Source organism: Serratia sp. YWN4 (assembly GCF_055790845.1).
The window spans coordinates 3,081,949-3,099,264 of the sequence record NZ_CM147696.1 but is presented as its reverse complement, the minus strand read 5'-3'; the positions used below and the strand labels follow the sequence as shown (position 1 = coordinate 3,099,264).

The window sequence follows — 17,316 nt, the reverse complement described above, 5'->3', positions numbered from 1 at the left end:
AGCCCCTGAATTGCGGGAAAATCGAATCAAATCGCAACCTAAGGCAATATCATGAAATCTGTAATTCTTGGCATCGCACTGCTGGCAACGGCGACCGGCACCTTGGCGGCAGATAAACTGGTTAACGTTACTAAGCTGGAGTACGGCCAACAGTGGGCGTTCACTAAAGAGGAAGTGACGCTGCAATGCCGCAAGGGCAATGCGCTGTTTGTGCTCAACAACAGCACCCTGATGCAGTATCCGCTGAATGATGCGGCGTTGGCACAGGTGAAAGCTGGGCAGCAGCGTGCTCAGCCATTGGATGTGCTCTTGCTGGATGATGCCAATAACCCAGGCAAGAAAATGAGCGTTGAAGTTTTTCGCGCAAGAGCAGAAAAGCTCTGTGCTGACTAAGCGCTTGTCTACCAATAAGTTATGAAATGGTTGACGGAGGGAGTGAAATTTCATGTGATTAATTTCAACACGAAATTATCACTTACCGTGCAGTTGGCTGGCAAAACTAGCATGTTCAGCTACTCTTAAAGTGCATGGCTGAGTAAGCCCTGCATAAATGCCAACTTTTAGCGCACGGCTCTCTCCCAAGAGCCATTTCCCTAGACCGAATATAGGAATCGTATTCGGTCTTTTTTTATGTTGTTTATTTATAAGGATAAATTTCCAAGCGTCCGAAATTTTTCCGAATTTTGTCCGAATTTTGATATCCGGTCTTTTATAGCATCACGTATTCTTTCCCCCTCGTATCGAGATACTTGTCCGTCATTTTCACCGATTTATGCCCCAGCAATTTCATCGCAAACTCCTTTCTCCCTCTCAATGCAGTTTGCTGCTGGCGAAACAGGCAAAACTCATTAAATATCAAAAAATCGCTCTAACCTCTTGAATTTTTTTCTGTGAGCTTATTATTCTTTGCTGCAAATACTCCATAAGGAACAGGGCGTGAAGAGGGTTCATCTAGGATTTGAAAAAGGCTTGCTAACATTGGCGTTAGTAAATGATAACTTGGTTTTTTTAATAGATAAGCATATGGTTTTTGTGAGTAACCAATATTAGGCTGTTACTCATGATGGCGTTTCAACTTTTCGAATCTATGACCCATATGCAAATGGCAACGGGTTTAACCATTTATTAGGGCAGGTGCAAATAAGGTCTCTGCCGCATTAAGGCTATTGCACTTTGAGCACTGGCTGATCCACGATTAATGCCCCACTTTTATAAACCATCAGCACACCCGGCGGACTATCACTGGCACCTACTACCGTCACCTGACATTCATATTGGTAAGGGCCGCTTTGAAATTGAAATGTGTGATTGCCACCACTACCATCGAATTTTATCTCGCCATTTTTCAGCACCAGATCCGGTTTTTCACTGATCGGATTTCCCTTGGCCCAAGAGGCATAGCGATACTTGCCATTGTTCAGTTGGTCGATGCGAATAGTAAATTTTTCGGTCTGCCACATCAACACGGGGCGTTGATACTCTTTCAGGCTTGGGTGCAGGGTGTTTTTTTGTTTGGCGATCAGCTCGTTGGCTAGCTTGGCTTCAAGCGCTGTCTGATAATTGACGGCAATAATATTGCCATCGTAATCCATCCATATCTTACCGCCACCCAACATAATGCCGCGCCATCCCATCGCCTGCCAATCTTGTTGGGCACGAGATTGTGCAATGGTGTCGAGAAGGGTGCTATCAAATACTTCATCGAAGCGTGTAAGCATCTCCTGCGGCCCGCTGATTGCCGCAAGAGGATATTCTCGCTTTAACGGGTAGGCGATCCGGTTGACAATGGCCTGATGATCGTTATTTTTTGCCGCATCGATAAAAGAGTGCACTAGAGGCTGATATTTTACGGGGAGAAGATCCTCTTGCCCATAAACAGATGTCGCACTCAGTACCAGCCCTAGGAGCCCGAACACTCCTTGCCTACACCTCGTCATCACGCATGATTGGCCAAATCTTTTCGCTTGTTTCATTCTGTTCCCTGATAATTATCTTGCTGGTATCTTAAAGAAATTGTTGTTGCTTTTGTAACCCAACGTTGGGTTGATTAAGTGGCAGCGGGATAATGTAGGGAAATGAGCATGCGAGCTTGGTGCAACCACCGGCAACGATGTTAAGCACATTGTTGAGCCCGCGACATAAATTTATACCAGTTTCAATTTAAATCAAGTTGGTCAATAAGAATTGGCTGAAATCAGGTTTTTTCTTATATTCCCAATATGACCACCATGACAGATGACACTCGACGAGCGCGACCTGTCATGGTTACTTCAGTTCTTTTAATTTTGGGCTGGTAATCCAAATGATAGTGCTCATGAGCACAACGCCGATGAGCCAAGGCCACTTGGCACCATCTAAGTAGTCATCACCTATTTGATTACCTAGAGTGATGCAGGTATAGACGGTTGTAAACATGAACCAGCCCCTAATGAATGATGCTTTAGTCATGAGAGTTTCCTTTCTTGTTGGCAAGTAAATCAATAAACAAGATCCTCGGCATAATCCAGGGTTTTTATTGCATCACAGAGCATCTGCGGTATGGGCATTCGGTATACTTCTCATCCGCGAAGAGTACGACCAAGTAATGGAAGATGACGATCGGCGCTGGAAAGAGATAATGGAAAAGGGTGCTAATGTTCATTGCCCTGCTTCCGTGCTCTGCTACCATGTAATGAGTTGTTACTTGTCTACGAGAAGGGATGAAATGAAAAAGATTTTTGCCGCTGTACTGCTAGCATCGCTACTGACTGGTTGCGTGTCTTCAGCTGGTAACGAAAACCTACATAAAGAAACCCAAACGAGCATAAAAAGTAAGATTAAAGAGGGTGTAACAACGAAGACAGAAATCAAAGGAATACTGGGTACTCCGGATAACGTTAGTTTTACCGATAGCAAGAATGAAATCTGGAGATATGAGTATGCTGAAGCTACAGTCACCGGGGAGTCGTACATTCCATTCTATGGTTTATTCCATAACGGGATGAAGGGTACCCAAAAAGATCTTGTTATTACTTTTAATGGCGACGTGGTTGAGAAGTACACCATCGAGCCTGTCCATAATTCTGTGTAACTGCCAACGTATTAAAGGTGACCGTCTAAGCGGTCACCGAATTCGATAATAAAACGACTCATCGCCAACCGCCAGTTCTTGATCGGCATACTCCATTTTTTCGACGCCGCCTGGATCGCCAGATAAATCACTTTTCTCACCGAGTCATCTGTCGGGAACACTTTACGCTTTTTAATCGCCTGCCGGATCACGCTGTTCAGCGACTCGATTGCGTTGGTCGTGTAGATCGCCTTGCGGATATCCGCTGGATAGCCGAAGAACGTGTTGAGATTTTCCCAGTGAGTACGCCAGCTTTTGCTGATTTGCGGGTATTTCTCATCCCAGACGCCTGCGAACTTGTCCAGCGCCATCAGGGCCGCCTCCTCTGTCGGGGCCTGGTACACTGTTTTCAACCCGCTGGTGACCGCTTTGTAGTCTTTCCACGACACGTACTTCAGGCTGTTGCGTACCATGTGGATAATGCACAGTTGGATGTGGGTTTGCGGATAGACGCTGTTTATCGCATCGGGGAAGCCTTTCAGGCCATCGACGCAGGCAATCAGGATATCCTGAAGACCCCGATTTTTCAGCTCAGTCAATACGTTGAGCCAAAACTTCGCCCCTTCATTTTCTGCCAGCCACATACCCAGAAGTTCTTTCTGACCCTCGGTGTTGATGCCCAGGGCAAGGAACACGGCCTTGTTGATGACGCTGCCATTTTGACGCACCTTCACCACGATACAGTCAAGGTAAACAATGGGATACAGTGAGTCCAGTGGCCGGTTTTGCCACTCGGTAACCTGCTCTTTAACGGCATCGGTGACTTTGGATATCAGCGTGGGTGACACGTCGGCATCGTACATCTCCTTGAACGTGGAGACGATTTCCCTCGTCGTCATCCCTTTGGCATATAAGGATAAAATCTGGCTGTCCATCTGCGTGATACGCGTCTGGTTTTTCTTTATCAGTTGGGGCTCAAAGGAGCCTTCACGGTCACGGGGTGTATTCAGCTCGAACTCACCATCATCAGTGAGCAGCGTTTTAGACGAGTAACCGTTACGGGCATTCGAGCCTTTTTTAGGGGTGTTTTTTTCATGGCCGAGGTGGTCAGTCAGCTCGGCATTCAAGGCGGTTTCGACGGTGAGCTTGGTCAACATACGAGAAAACGCATTGAGATCGGCTTCGGTTTTAATGCCTTTGGCCAGCTCAGCAGCGAGTGCCTTAAGTTTCTTTTCGTCCATAATTTGCCTGTCTCCATTGTCAGGAAGAACATATCAAAAACAGGCAATTACACAAATTAAATTACAGTCTCACACCATCTCTGAGTCACCTCTCGAAACTAAGACAGGATGGTCTGACTAAAGGTCATAAGACCTTGTCACCGCCTTAAAATCACCCTATCCAAGCCCACTGAGGTGGGTTTTTTGTTGTCTGATTTACATCGCCTGCTACCCGCTAGATCACAATAATTCTAGCCCAGTTCCAATCTCTACTGACATTTCATGGTAGACCTGCGACACCAATGGCAATTTGCGAATGAGGGCCTATTTCTGCGCCGAAAATTGCTTCTGGTTTGATCATGGTTATACGTTTCTCGGATTGAAGTGGCGATTAATTGGCACTTGAATGTCGAAAGGAAACGCGACAAAATAATTCTTTTTTACCTTTTAATCATTGTAAGTAAGGATTTTTTGATGAGTTTTTGGAGTTGCTATCTTGAAGGATGGAAAAAGTTTGTTGATTTCGGAGGGCGCGCCACGAGGAAGGAGTTTTGGAGCTTTACAGGCGTAAATTTCGCAGTGTTGTTTTTAATTCCACTCATATTGATTATAGCCGGAGAGCTTAAAAATCGCCCAGTGTCAATGTTTTATATTGAAGCGATTTACATCATCATGTCTTTGGTTCTATTACTACCTACAATAGCTGTAGGGATTAGGCGGATGCATGACATAGGTCGCTCTGGCTGGTGGTTTGGTATCACCTATCTTTTACCGCTATTAAATAAATTACTTGACTTTATTTTCATCTACCACTTATCGCCTCAGATATATGTGTATGTAAAGCTAATCCTTGCTGTTGCGTTGGTCTGGATTCCGACCATTTTTGTTTTGATTTTATGCTGTTTTAAGTCTAAAGATGTCATTCAGCCTATAGAAGAATAAATTTATCAGCCAAAACTAAGAGCCTCGGTAGTCCGGGGGTTTTATTGTATTCCAGAACATCTACAGTGTGTGCAAATATCCCATTAATTAAGAGAGGGTAGTAGTGGATGAAACTATCACAATGCTGGGAGTAATCTCGGCTGAGTCATAGCAATAGAAATAGATCGTTCGGGAAATCACGTTTGCCGATCTGCCCCACATGACCGGATGCGTTGTGATGAACTCGTGGTCGCCGGGAATTGCCGTCAATCGTATTGGCTCAGTAATCATGCCTGAAGCCCCGTTATTCTTAGCGTTACTGCACCGAGCCTATCGAGCTGAGGTTCCCACCCGGCCATAAGAAGAAGGTGTGCGCCTGTGAAACCCAGCGCACGCCCATTCAATGCATCAACCCTGCCGATAAATCTCCAATGCCTGCTTGCCGTTGGCACCTTGGTGGACGATCGCCATCAGCGCACTGACCACCCGCGACGGATTACTGTGCTGATACACGTTGCGGCCATACACCATCCCGCTGGCACCCTGGGCCATTAGCGCGGCGGATTTTTCCAGCACCGCGCTCAATTCCCCTTTACCGCCGCCGCGCACCAGCGTTGGGCAGCGCGCCGCTTCCACAATGCGGTAGAAATCCTGCACCCGCTCGGTGGGATCGGCTTTGATGATATCGGCCCCCAACTCCCGTGCCAACCGGACCAGCGGCACCATTTTCTCGATATCTCCCAGTGAACTGTAGGCGGCACCCAACCCAGCAGGGGCCATCACCAGGGGTTCAACCATCAGCGGCATGGCGTAGCGCTCGCAGGCGTGGCGCAGGCGGCCGATATTTTCCACGCACTGGCGGAAAATGCCGGGCTCATCGGGGATCATATACAGGTTCACCACCACGGCGGCGGCATCCATCTGCAATGCGGCCAGAATTGGCGCTTCCGGGTTGTGCAACACCGCCCACATTTCACGGTGGCGAGCGGCATTATAGGCGTTGCCAACGTCGGTGCGCATCACCAGCGCCGGTTTGTTGCGCAGCGGTATGTTCTGCAACAGATCGGCCTGACCATAGTTGACCTGAATGGCGTCCGGTTGGGCCGCAATCAGGTTGTGCATCACCTGCCCAATATCTTCTAGCCCAATCAGGAAATCAGGCTCGTTAGCGATGCCGTGATCGATCGCCACATCCAGACATTTTCCCTGATTAAACAGGCGGTTCATCCGTACTTTGCTGCTCAATTGCATGCCAATACCTCCTGACGCTGTGGTTATTTCAGTATTGCCGAGTGCTGATGATTACGACAGGTGGGATGCGTAAATTGCGTTCACGTTCGCATATTTAACGCAAAAAAATGGGCTGCGCCTAGCAAGCGATCGCAGGGAATAGGATGCGTTTGTCGCCATTTGTTAGATCCATGTCATGTTTTTGTTACCCGCCCATTCCAAAATGCATGTTTCGCTTGTTTGAGTTAAAAAATTTCAATAATCTAAATTTTGAAATAAATATTTGATTTGTGTGCCAAGGTCTGAAGTTACAGAGAAATAAAAATTTAATCTGTTGTTTTTAATCTTATTTTAGGCGTCTTTGAAACGTTTGAATCCCGCTTGCTTACGGTGATCAATGCGATTAATCACCGTTTTAAGGAGATAGCTACGGGCAGGTTGTTGTTTGAATGTAAAAAATATTTTTCATTGGCCGCTAAATCAGCAGGCCTCTTCATTCTAACGATTAAAGGGTACAGAACATGAAGCTGAAGAAATTGATCGTCACCTCGGTGTTGATGTGTATGTTGCCAGCCAGCGTGTTTGCTAAAGACATCAAAATCGGCGTATCGATGGCGCATTTTGATGACAACTTCCTCACCATTTTGCGCCAGGCAATGCAAAGCAAAATGAAAGAAACCGGCGGCGTCAGCGGTCAGTTTGAAGATGCCAAAGGGGACATCGCTCAACAGATCCAGCAGGTGGAGAACTTTGTCAGCCAGGGAGTGGATGCCATCATCCTTAACCCGGTGGATACCCAAGGGGTGAAGCCGATGATCAAGCTGGCAGAAAGCGCCAAAATCCCGTTGGTGTTTATTAACCGACGGCCCGAAGCCACATTGCCTGCCGGTATGGCCTATGTGGGATCCGATTCCAAGCTGGCCGGAAAGTTACAGATGGAAGAACTGGCCAAGCTGATGAACGGCAAAGGCAACGTGATGATCCTGCTGGGGGAACTTTCCAGCGAAGCCACCCGCGATCGGACTCGCGGCGTTGAGGAAGTGGTAGCCCAATATCCCGGCATTCATATCGTCGATAAACAGACCGCCAAGTTTTTCCGTAAAGAAGCGGTGGATGTGACCACGGACTGGATCCTCTCCGGCCAGCAGATTGATGCCATTGCTTCCAATAACGATGAAATGGCGATTGGGGCGATTCTGGCGCTGAAACAGGCGAAAAAAAGCGGCGTCCTGGTGGCCGGAATTGATGGTACACCGGATGCGCTGGAGTTTATCAAGAAAGGCGATCTCAGCCTCAGCATCTTTCAGGATGCCAAAGGCCAGGGCGAGGGCGCGGTACAAACCGCCATCCAATTGGTGAAAGGCGAAAAGGTCGAGAGCAGCGTGATGATCCCTTATCAGCTGATCACCCAGGCCAATTATCAGCAATTTGCCGGTAAAAATAACAAATAAAGATAAGCTCCTGAATTTTCCCTTCGTACCTGATTTCAACGGTAAATCAGGTACGGATGTGTTGGGTATAAAGGCGGAGGTGAGCGGAATGCATCCCTATGTACTTGAGGCTGAAGGCATCAGTAAACAGTTCCCTGGTGTTAAAGCGTTGGATAACGTTTCCATTAAAATCAAACCGGGCAGCGTGCATGCGCTAATGGGTGAAAACGGCGCCGGTAAATCGACGCTGATGAAATGCCTGATTGGTATTTATCGTCCTGACGCTGGCATTATCAAAATCAAAGGTCAGCCAATGACTTTCAGCGATACGCTGGAGGCGCTGCATTCCGGGATTTCGATGATCCACCAGGAACTCAATCTGGTGCCACATATGACGGTGGCCGAAAATATTTGGCTGGGGCGCGAACCCGCCCGATTGGGCTTTGTAAATCACAATGAGTTAAACCAGAAAACCCGCGAATTACTGCTGCGGCTCAATATTAAATTAACGCCGGAAACGCTGGTGGGGGATTTAAGCATTGCCAGCCAGCAGATGGTAGAAATTGCCAAAGCGGTTTCTTATAACGCTGACGTATTGATTATGGATGAACCGACCTCGGCCTTAACCGAAGGGGAAGTGGTACATCTGTTTGCGATAATTCGCGAACTGCGTGATCAGGGCAAAGGGATTATTTATATCAGTCACAAGATGGATGAAATCTTTGCGATTACCGATGAGGTCAGCATCTTTCGTGACGGCACCTTTATCGCCAGTGATAAAACCGAAAACCTGACTAAACAATCGCTGATCACCATGATGGTCGGCCGTGAATTGACCCAGATGTTCCCTAAGTTCAATAACAATATTGGCGAAGAAGTGCTGCGCGTTGCAGGCTTGCGCCGTGCAGGGTGGTTTCAGGATATCTGTTTTAGCCTTAAACGCGGTGAGATCCTGGGGGTTGCCGGGCTGGTGGGGGCAGGCCGCAGCGAAGTGATGGAAAGCCTGTTCGGTATGCACCCGGCAGAGGGGGGTGAAATTTTGATTGAAGGCCAGCCGGTGAAAATAGATTCGCCGTCAAAAGCCATCGAACAGGGGTTAGCTTTTCTTACGGAAGATCGCAAAAAGTCCGGGCTATTTCTGGTGCTGTCGGTGGTGGAGAATATGAGCATTGTCAACCTCTCCGACTATATCGGTAAAAACGGTTTTGTCAGCCATGTGCAAATGGCGCAAGACTGCATGGACCAGATTAAAAAGCTCAATATTAAAACCCCGACCATGGATCAGATTATTAATAATCTCAGCGGCGGTAATCAGCAGAAGGTATTAATTGCCCGCTGGCTGTTGGCGCAGCCGAAAATATTGATCCTCGATGAGCCCACGCGCGGTATTGATGTGGGAGCGAAAGCAGAAATATATCGGCTGATCAGTGAACTGGCGAACCGTGGCGTAGCCATTATTTTGGTTTCATCGGAGTTGCCGGAAATTCTTGGCATGAGCGATCGCGTCATGGTGATGCACGCTGGGCGAATCACCGGGATTCTGGATAGAAATGAAGCCGACCAGGAAAAAATCATGGCGCTGGCCTCGGAATAACCTAAAGGTGAACCACAATGAGTAACGCAAATCTGGACAAATCTTTCACGGCGGCACCGCCGAATAAAACCACTTTGCTTTCTGGCCTGAGCGGCAAAATGCCGAAAGACGCCGGTATTTTCGTCGTGATGATCGGCATTGCGCTGATTTTTGAAATTCTTGGCTGGACGGTGCGTGACCAATCCTTCCTGATGAACCCCAACCGGTTGCTGCTGATTGTGTTGCAGGTGGCGATCATCGGTATTATTGCGGTGGGCGTGACCCAGGTTATTATCACTACCGGTATCGATCTTTCTTCCGGCTCGCTGATTGCTTTGACGGCGGTGGTAGCCGCCAGCCTGGCGCAAACCTCAGACAGCATTTCCCCGATGTATCCCGCTTTGCTCGATCTGCCCGCTGCCATCCCGATTGGTGCCGGGATCGGCGTCGGTATCCTCTGTGGGTTTATCAACGGCTTCCTGATCACCCGCACCGGCATTCCGCCGTTTATCGCCACGTTGGGGATGATGGTGTCGGCGCGTGGCCTGGCGCAGTATTACACCAAGGGTAATCCGGTCAGTTTTCTGTCGGACGGTTTCACGGCGATCGGGCAGGGTGCCATGCCGGTGATTATTTTCCTGATTATCGCGGTGATCTTCCATATTGCGCTGAAGCATACCCGTTACGGTAAATACGTTTATGCCATCGGTGGCAATATGACCTCGGCCAAAGTCTCGGGCATTAACGTTAATAAATACCTGGTGACGGTTTATACCATTGCGGGGGGATTGGCAGGGTTGGCTGGCGTGGTGTTGGCAGCGCGCGTCAGCAGCGGGCAGTCGAGCATGGGCGTTGCTTATGAACTGGATGCCATCGCGGCGGCGGTGATCGGTGGCAGCAGCCTGATGGGCGGCGTGGGGCGCATTACCGGCACCTTGATTGGGGCGGTGATCCTCGGCCTGATCAAAAGCGGCTTCACCTTTATCGGCGTGGATTCCTACATTCAGGACATCATCAAAGGCATCATCATCGTGGCCGCAGTCGCCATTGATATGCGCCGTAACCGCAAGAAAGTCTAGCCTTTAGCTGTAATGCTGATCAGTTAAGCGCAAAGCTGCATAATTATGCAGCAGGTGCTAAAGGTGTGGCCTCCCTCTCCCTGTGGGAGAGGGCCGGGGTGAGCAGCTGTGTTTAAAGTCAATGGGTGATGATTAATTTGTCACCCATTGCCTATTATCTCGCAGCATCGCGTTTAATATCGTTAACAGCTTTCTGATGCATGCTGTTAACGCCACTTTCTTCGCTTTACCCCGTGCAACCAGCCTGTCATAGAACTCTTTTATCGTCTTATTGCTACGCGTTGCCGACAACGTTGCCATGTAAAGCGCCGCTCTCACCGCTGAACGCCCGCCCCAGATCGTTCGCTGCCCTTTCATTTTCCCACTCTCATGGGCGTACGGGCACACGCCAACCAAGGCACTGATTTCTCGCCGTGTCAGCTTACCTAGCTCCGGTAACAACGCCAGTAACGTCGACACCGTCACTTTACCTAACCCTTTCACCTCTTCGAGCAACCTGGCTTTCTCCTGCCAGACTGGCATCACCTTCAGTTGTCGGTGTATATCATCGTCAATATCGCTAATCTGCTGATTCAGCCAATTAACATGGGCATGTATCGATTGGCTGGCCTCGTATAACGCACCCTCAAGCCTGTTAAGCTCCGCTGTGCGGATCTCTATCAACTGACGCCGCCGCGTTACCACTCCCGCCAGACGTTGAGTTTGAACATCGTTTTGTTCCCTCACTGGCGGCTCTATCGCCTGGGCAAAGCGGCATAACACTGCAGCATCTATCGTGTCTGTTTTCGCCCGTTTTCCCAACGCACGGGCAAAATTCTTGACCTGCCGAGGATTAACGACCGCTACGGGCAATGTCTTCAACGTGAGCGCTGCGCAAAGTGGCCCATGATATTTACCTGTAGCCTCCATGGCGATCAGCTCCACCTCATAGGTCTCAAGCAAGGTGATTAACGCCTGATGCCCAGAGGGCGTATTGTCAAATTGAGCAATACGATGGTCTGTGTTGATAAACACGTCGAACTTCTCTTTGGCGATATCAATACCGACGTAAGTCTTTTGCTTCATCTCATGTCTCCCAGCCTTGCGTGATACGGACTGACAGCATCGTCGTCCAGGCAGCTGTTCGGGCTCATCATGAAACCGACGTGGCGCAATAAGCTCTCCCACGGGCTTGGTGTCCCAGAGGGCGTACGTGCTGCCACGCCGGGTAAGAACACGGTACAACCTATCTTTTTACATCAACTACAAACATACAAGGGGCTTTAGTTCAGTGATGTCCCCCTCACCCTAACCCTCTCCCCGAGGGAGAGGGAACTGGTTAGCCTTAACTGACAAGCATTAAGCCTTTAGCTGGCCGCCGGTTTAACCCGACGGCAGAGTGAACTCAGGCTTCGGCAGGATTGATGCGCCGTGCCTGTACGTATTTTGTCTTCCAGTATTGATTGTCCAGTTCTGAAACCGTGACACCCACTTTGGTAGAGGCATGAAGGAATTTGCCATCCCCGACGTACACCCCAACATGGCGTTCGCGCGCCGAGGTTTTGAAAAACACCAGATCGCCAGTAGCAAGATCGTCTTTAGCAACGTGTGAACCTAACTTGCTCTGCTCGTGCGAGCTTCTTGGCAAGTTGAGAGAAAACTCATCGGCAAAAACGCGCTGCATATAGGCGGAGCAATCAATGCCTTTGCGCGAGTTGCCGCCGAATTTGTAGCGTACGCCTTCCCATTCATCATAATGAGTCAGGATTTTTTTAAGTCTCTGCGTGTCGTTGTGCCCTGATTTTGCAGGGTTGTTGTCGCTGGCAAAGGATGAATTAAAAAAATCCGGCTTGATGTTGGTACTTGTGCTCGCTGCGGCAGAAAAAACGGATAACGAGGTTAAAACAAAAATAAACGGAGTAAAAATCTTTAACATAATTATAACTAAACTTAAATAACTGTTTTTAGGGTGAACTCCAGTTAGGAATCCTAGTGAGTGGGCAAACTTTACACAATTGGAGTGCAAAAATAAACCAGTATCTGATTATTAATTGAACATTCTGTCATGTCAGATCAGTTTTTGTTGCCATTATTGTCTTTGTCATATCTTGGTTGATTTATTCTCTTGTCACCTGCGCAGGCCAACTCACATACAGCAAGCCGCTTGCGAGTTGGCTTTGCGAGCTGGGAGTCAGGCTGTGTTCCGCAATGGCATGTGAGAGTCGCTGGTGATCATTTGTGCGTGGGGAAAGGCGTGAACCAGGAGGTTTGGTGGGCCAAATAAGCGGTGAACAACCCAGCATCATGGTCAATTGATGGGAGCATTAATCAGATCGGTGTGACCACCGGCAACCAAAGGGGCTTTGTGCTGAGGAAGTCTCACCTCTAGGATATTCTGATGGCTTGAGGTTGCAGCCCTGTTGGCCTGCAACGTCAAATACCTAGGCAGTAAAAAAATCGGTCACCTTCTGGTTGAACAGCGCCGGGCAAGCCACGTTGGAGATGTGCGAGGCGGGCAAGGTTGCCAGCTTCGCATCGGGGGCGTTGGCCACCAGCCACTCGGCATCTGCCACGGTGGTGACCGGATCATGCTCTCCGGCAATCACCAGCATTGGGGCGGCCATGTGCGGCACTTCAACTCGCAGATCGGCCTGCGCCAGCGCTTGGCAGCAGGCCGCGTAGCCCGCCGCATTTCCCTGTGCTAATTGTTCTACCAAGCTGGCGACCTGTTGTGGTTGATCACGCTGGAAATCCTCGGTAAACCATCGGGCGGGAGAAGCTGCGGCGATAGGTGCCAACCCTGTTTGCTGCACTTGCTGAGCGCGTTGCTGCCAACCTTCTGCGCTGCCGATCCGCGCGGCGGTGTTCGCCACCGCCAGTTTATGGAAGCGCTGTGGGTGGTAACGGTTGAGCCACAGGCCGGTCAGCCCGCCCATAGAAATACCGCAAAAATAAGCGCGCTCCACATCCAGCGTATCGAGCAGGGCGATCACGTCCAGGCCCAAAATCTCAAGCGTTAGCGGAGCCGCTGGCAGCGACGTGGCACCGTGCCCGCGCTGGTTATAGCGCAACACGCGGAACTGTTGGGTCAATGCCGCCATTTGCGGTTGCCACAAATCAAAGGTGGTGCCCAGCGAGTTGGACAATACCAGCAAGGGCGCTGCGCTCGGGCCATCCAGGCGATAGTCGATATTCATCTCATACTCTCTCGATAATCAGCGCAATGCCTTGGCCGACGCCGATGCACATGGCGCATAAGCCATAACGGCCGCCGGTTTTTTGCAGTTGCCAGGCCGCGTTCATCACCAGCCTGCCGCCGGAAGCCCCTAAAGGATGGCCGAGGGCAATAGCACCGCCGTTCGGGTTCACCTGCGGCGCGTCATCTGCCAACCCCAGTTCGCGGGTGACTGCCAGCGCCTGTGCGGCAAAGGCTTCGTTAAGTTCGAATACATCCATCTGTTCCAGCTTCAGCCCGGCGAGGTTCAACACTTTACGCACCGCTTGTACTGGGCCAAAGCCCATAATGCTGGGCTCGATACCGGTCACGGCGCTGGCGACGATGCGCGCCATCGGTTGCAGCCCATGTTGTTGTATGCCGCGTTCGCTGGCTAACAGCAGGGCGCAAGCGCCATCGTTAAGGCCGGAAGCGTTACCCGCGGTGACGGTTCCCTGTGGATTGACCACCGGTTTCAGTTTTTCCAATGCCTGGAGCGTAGTGGCTCTAGGGTGTTCATCCTGAGTGAACAGCAGCGCTTCACCTTTCTTTTGCGGGATGCTGACTTCGGTCAACTGACTGGCGAAAAAGCCACTTTCCTGTGCGGCGGCGGTGCGCTGCTGGCTGCGCAGGGCAAAGGCGTCCTGATCGTGGCGGTTGATGCCAAACTTCAGCGCCACGTTTTCCGCCGTCTGTGGCATGGATTCCACACCGTACAGCGCTTTCATCTGTGGATTGATAAAGCGCCAGCCCATGGTGGTGTCTTCCAACTGCATACTGCGGCTGAAGGCGCTTTCCGCTTTGCCCATCACAAACGGCGCACGCGACATACTCTCCACGCCACCGGCGATCAGCAAATCGCTTTCTCCGGTTTTGATCGCGCGCGCGGCCATCGCCACGGCATCCAGGCTGGAGCCGCACAGGCGATTAACGGTGCAGCCGGGCACCGACGTTGGCAGGCCCGCCAGCAGCAGCGCCATACGCGCCACGTTGCGGTTGTCCTCACCGGCCTGATTGGCACAGCCCAGCAGCACATCGTCCAGCGCACTCCAGTCCAGCGTCGGGTAGCGTTGTTGCAGAGCTTTAAGCGGCAGGGCGGCCAGATCGTCGGCGCGAATAGTGGCCAGGCTGCCGTTGAGTTTGCCGAACGGGGTACGGACGGCGTCACACAGATACGCTGGATTCATGCTGTTTCTCTCCATGCTGAAGGGCAAAAGTCAGTTCGACCGGGGTGATTTCCTGCAATTGCTGCGGTGTCAGGCCACCAAAGATTTCGCGCACCACCAAACCTTGTGGCGTAACGTCGATCACCGCCAGGTCGCTGTAGATACGCTCAATACAGCCGATCCCGGTTAGGGGATAGGTACACTCTTTGACGATTTTGCACTCGCCTTTCTTGGTCAGATGTTCGGTCATCACAAACACTTGGCGTGCGCCGATGGCCAAATCCATCGCGCCGCCCACCGCCGGGATGGCCCCCGGCGCGCCGGTGCTCCAGTTGGCCAGATCGCCACGCTCAGAAACCTGATAAGCGCCCAATACACAGATATCCAGGTGCCCGCCGCGCATCATGGCAAAGGAGTCACCGTGGTGGAAAAAACAGCCGCCGGGCAGCAGGGTAACCGCCTGTTTACCTGCGTTGATCAGCTCAGGATCTTCTTCACCCGCCGCCGGTGCCGGGCCCATACCGAGAATACCGTTTTCGCTGTGCAGGAAGATCTCTTTGTCGGCGGGCAGGTAGTTGGCGATCTGGGTTGGAATGCCGATCCCCAAGTTGACGTAAGCCCCTTCTGGGATATCGCGCGCAATCCGCTCGGCCAACTGCGCATGAGTGAGTTTTGACATAACTATTCCTTAAGCTGAAAGCTGCTGGCTATTGGCGGGAGAGGTGACCAGGCGCTGCACGAAGATCCCTGGGGTAATCACGGTTTCGGGATCCAGTTCACCCAGCGAAACCTGCTGATTAACCTCGGCAATGGTGCAGGTGGCGGCCATCGCCATGATCGGGCCGAAGTTGCGCCCGGTTTTGTTATACACCAGGTTGCCCCAGCGATCGGCGCGTTCGGCCTTGATCAGCGCGAAGTCGGCTTTCAGCGGCAGTTCGAACACGTACTGACGGCCATCGATCTCGCGGGTTTCCTTATTGGCGGCCAGTAGGGTGCCAAAACCCGTCGGGGTATAGATCCCGCCGAGCCCAGAACCCCCGGCTTGTATGCGTGCGGCCAGGTTGCCCTGTGGGATCAGTTCCAGCTCCAGTTCACCACGGCGGTAGAGATCGTCGAATACCCATGAATCTGACTGGCGCGGAAACGAGCAAATCACCTTGCGCACGCAACCGGCTTTCAGCAGCGCCGCCAGGCCGAAATCGCCGTTGCCCGCGTTGTTGCTGATTAATGTCAGCTCGCGCGGGCGGCGGCGGATCAGCGCATCCAGCAGAGCATAAGGTTGGCCTGCCGGGCCAAAACCCCCCACCATCAGGGTAGCGCCATCATGAATATCGGCCACGGCGGCGTCGGTGGAAGGCATGCTTTTGTTGATCATTTCTTCTCCTGAGTATGCGGTTGAAAGCGGTGCCAAGATGTTTGGCTTGCTTTAACTTAGGGGATGAAAAATCGACCGACAAGTGCGATTATCAGAACATTGTGCGATTATCGGTGTATTTGTTATTTTGATGTTAATTTTGTGACGCAGGTAGATAATTTGGCATTTGCCGCCGTCCATCACGCTGTTTCTGGCTGCTCGGCGTATAGTGCGATGATTCGTATGCGGAATTGGAGTCAATGATGAATGATAAACCGGAGTTTGCTACCGAAGAGTTGCAGCGGTTACAGGAAATCAGCGAATTGGCCAACGACCAATACAAGGGCGATCCAAACTTTATGGCCTCGCTGGCCAGAGGGCTGGAGGTATTACAGGCGTTCAAACCACAATACTCGGAGATGTCGGTGTCTGAAATCAGCCAGATCACCGGCATTCCACGCGCTGCGGTGCGCCGCTGCCTGTATACGCTGAATGCGCTGGGGTTTGTGCATTGCCCGGATGGCCGCCATTATCGCCTGTTGCCCCGGGTGTTAACCCTGGGCCATGCCTATCTTTCCTCTTCGGAGCTGGCGAAGGCGGCGCAGAACTCGCTGGATTACCTGAGCAAGCTGCTGAACGAGTCCTGCTCGGTGGCAACGCTGGACGGTGACAATATTCTGTATATCGCCCGCGCATCGGTAAAACGCATTATGACCATCGATCTGGGGCGCGGCAGCCGGTTGCCAGCCTACGCCACGTCGATGGGAATGGTATTGCTCAGCGCGTTGAATGAGCCACAGCTGGAAGAGTACCTGTCGCGCGTGGCGATCGAACCGCTGACCGGTTTTACCGTCACCAGCGCCGAGGCGCTGCGCGCCGAACTGGAGCAGGTGCGCCGCCAGGGCTATGCGATCAACGATCAGCAACTGGAGATCGGTCTGCGTTCTATCGCAGTGCCGATGTATTCGCGCAAAGGCGGGGTGGTGGCGGCGATGAACGTGGGGGTCAATGCCTCTCAGGTTCCCGCCTCAGAACTGCGTGAAAGAGTTTTGCCCCAGTTGCAGCGTGCGGCGATGGAGCTGGCGCTATTGCTGTAGCCAG

At 51.2% G+C, this 17,316-nt stretch carries 17 protein-coding genes; 7 read left to right on the top strand and 10 right to left on the bottom strand.

Annotated features, from left to right (window positions below):
- The first annotated feature begins 51 nt into the window (after positions 1-51).
- Positions 52-393, top strand: coding sequence for a YebY family protein (locus tag ACX9GT_RS14730; RefSeq protein ID WP_473187485.1), 342 nt, complete (start codon positions 52-54; stop codon positions 391-393).
- 770 nt (positions 394-1,163) lie between these two features.
- On the opposite strand, the gene ACX9GT_RS14725 is transcribed toward ACX9GT_RS14730, so the two are convergent.
- Both ACX9GT_RS14725 and ACX9GT_RS14720 read right to left on the bottom strand, forming a co-directional pair.
- Positions 1,164-1,973 carry a hypothetical protein gene (locus ACX9GT_RS14725; RefSeq protein WP_473187484.1) on the bottom strand — a complete coding sequence of 270 codons (810 nt, stop codon included), beginning with the start codon at positions 1,971-1,973 and terminating at the stop codon, positions 1,164-1,166.
- Between the two features lie 292 nt (positions 1,974-2,265).
- The gene (locus ACX9GT_RS14720) at positions 2,266-2,448 is read right to left on the bottom strand and encodes a hypothetical protein (protein ID WP_473187483.1); all 183 of its coding nucleotides are present in this window, start codon (positions 2,446-2,448) and stop codon (positions 2,266-2,268) included.
- A gap of 136 nt (positions 2,449-2,584) precedes the next feature.
- On the opposite strand from ACX9GT_RS14720, the gene ACX9GT_RS14715 reads away from it, so the two are divergent.
- Positions 2,585-3,070: a hypothetical protein gene (locus tag ACX9GT_RS14715; RefSeq protein WP_473187482.1), complete on the top strand. Its 486-nt coding sequence runs from the start codon at positions 2,585-2,587 to the stop codon at positions 3,068-3,070.
- An 11-nt stretch (positions 3,071-3,081) separates the two neighbouring features.
- Here ACX9GT_RS14715 and ACX9GT_RS14710 read toward each other — a convergent pair whose 3' ends face one another.
- Positions 3,082-4,290: an IS256 family transposase gene (locus ACX9GT_RS14710; protein ID WP_473187481.1), complete on the bottom strand. Its 1,209-nt coding sequence runs from the start codon at positions 4,288-4,290 to the stop codon at positions 3,082-3,084.
- A gap of 453 nt (positions 4,291-4,743) precedes the next feature.
- Here ACX9GT_RS14710 and ACX9GT_RS14705 point away from each other — a divergent pair, with 453 nt between their 5' ends.
- On the top strand, positions 4,744-5,211 hold the full coding sequence (locus tag ACX9GT_RS14705) for a DUF805 domain-containing protein (protein ID WP_473187480.1): 468 nt from the start codon (positions 4,744-4,746) through the stop codon (positions 5,209-5,211).
- 387 nt (positions 5,212-5,598) lie between these two features.
- On the opposite strand, the gene ACX9GT_RS14700 is transcribed toward ACX9GT_RS14705, so the two are convergent.
- Positions 5,599-6,441, bottom strand: a complete 843-nt coding sequence (locus ACX9GT_RS14700; protein ID WP_473187479.1) for a class I fructose-bisphosphate aldolase — start codon at positions 6,439-6,441, stop codon at positions 5,599-5,601.
- 500 nt (positions 6,442-6,941) lie between these two features.
- Between ACX9GT_RS14700 and ACX9GT_RS14695 the strand changes: the two genes are divergently transcribed.
- The 3 genes from ACX9GT_RS14695 to ACX9GT_RS14685 all read left to right on the top strand — a co-directional run bounded on the left by ACX9GT_RS14695 (position 6,942) and on the right by ACX9GT_RS14685 (position 10,502).
- Positions 6,942-7,871, top strand: a complete 930-nt coding sequence (locus ACX9GT_RS14695) for a sugar ABC transporter substrate-binding protein (RefSeq protein ID WP_473187478.1) — start codon at positions 6,942-6,944, stop codon at positions 7,869-7,871.
- Positions 7,872-7,959: 88 nt separating this feature from the next.
- Positions 7,960-9,444 carry a sugar ABC transporter ATP-binding protein gene (locus ACX9GT_RS14690; RefSeq protein ID WP_473187477.1) on the top strand — a complete coding sequence of 495 codons (1,485 nt, stop codon included), beginning with the start codon at positions 7,960-7,962 and terminating at the stop codon, positions 9,442-9,444.
- 17 nt (positions 9,445-9,461) lie between these two features.
- Positions 9,462-10,502, top strand: a complete 1,041-nt coding sequence (locus ACX9GT_RS14685) for an ABC transporter permease (protein ID WP_473187476.1) — start codon at positions 9,462-9,464, stop codon at positions 10,500-10,502.
- Between the two features lie 132 nt (positions 10,503-10,634).
- Here ACX9GT_RS14685 and ACX9GT_RS14680 read toward each other — a convergent pair whose 3' ends face one another.
- From ACX9GT_RS14680 to ACX9GT_RS14655, 6 genes are all read right to left on the bottom strand, one after another.
- Positions 10,635-11,567: an IS110 family RNA-guided transposase gene (locus ACX9GT_RS14680; RefSeq protein WP_473187475.1), complete on the bottom strand. Its 933-nt coding sequence runs from the start codon at positions 11,565-11,567 to the stop codon at positions 10,635-10,637.
- A gap of 319 nt (positions 11,568-11,886) precedes the next feature.
- Positions 11,887-12,417, bottom strand: coding sequence for an NlpC/P60 family protein (locus ACX9GT_RS14675; RefSeq protein ID WP_473187474.1), 531 nt, complete (start codon positions 12,415-12,417; stop codon positions 11,887-11,889).
- Positions 12,418-12,922: 505 nt separating this feature from the next.
- Complete coding sequence (gene pcaD, locus ACX9GT_RS14670) at positions 12,923-13,678, bottom strand: 3-oxoadipate enol-lactonase (RefSeq protein ID WP_473187473.1); 756 nt, start codon at positions 13,676-13,678, stop codon at positions 12,923-12,925.
- Between the two features lies 1 nt (position 13,679).
- Positions 13,680-14,882: a 3-oxoadipyl-CoA thiolase gene (pcaF, locus tag ACX9GT_RS14665; RefSeq protein WP_473187472.1), complete on the bottom strand. Its 1,203-nt coding sequence runs from the start codon at positions 14,880-14,882 to the stop codon at positions 13,680-13,682.
- Complete coding sequence (locus ACX9GT_RS14660; protein ID WP_473187471.1) at positions 14,860-15,540, bottom strand: 3-oxoacid CoA-transferase subunit B; 681 nt, start codon at positions 15,538-15,540, stop codon at positions 14,860-14,862. Before ACX9GT_RS14660 ends, pcaF begins: the two co-directional genes overlap by 23 nt.
- A gap of 9 nt (positions 15,541-15,549) precedes the next feature.
- Positions 15,550-16,236, bottom strand: a complete 687-nt coding sequence (locus ACX9GT_RS14655; RefSeq protein ID WP_473187470.1) for a 3-oxoacid CoA-transferase subunit A — start codon at positions 16,234-16,236, stop codon at positions 15,550-15,552.
- Positions 16,237-16,478: 242 nt separating this feature from the next.
- Between ACX9GT_RS14655 and ACX9GT_RS14650 the strand changes: the two genes are divergently transcribed.
- Positions 16,479-17,312: an IclR family transcriptional regulator domain-containing protein gene (locus tag ACX9GT_RS14650; protein WP_473191599.1), complete on the top strand. Its 834-nt coding sequence runs from the start codon at positions 16,479-16,481 to the stop codon at positions 17,310-17,312.
- Positions 17,313-17,316 lie beyond the last annotated feature (4 nt).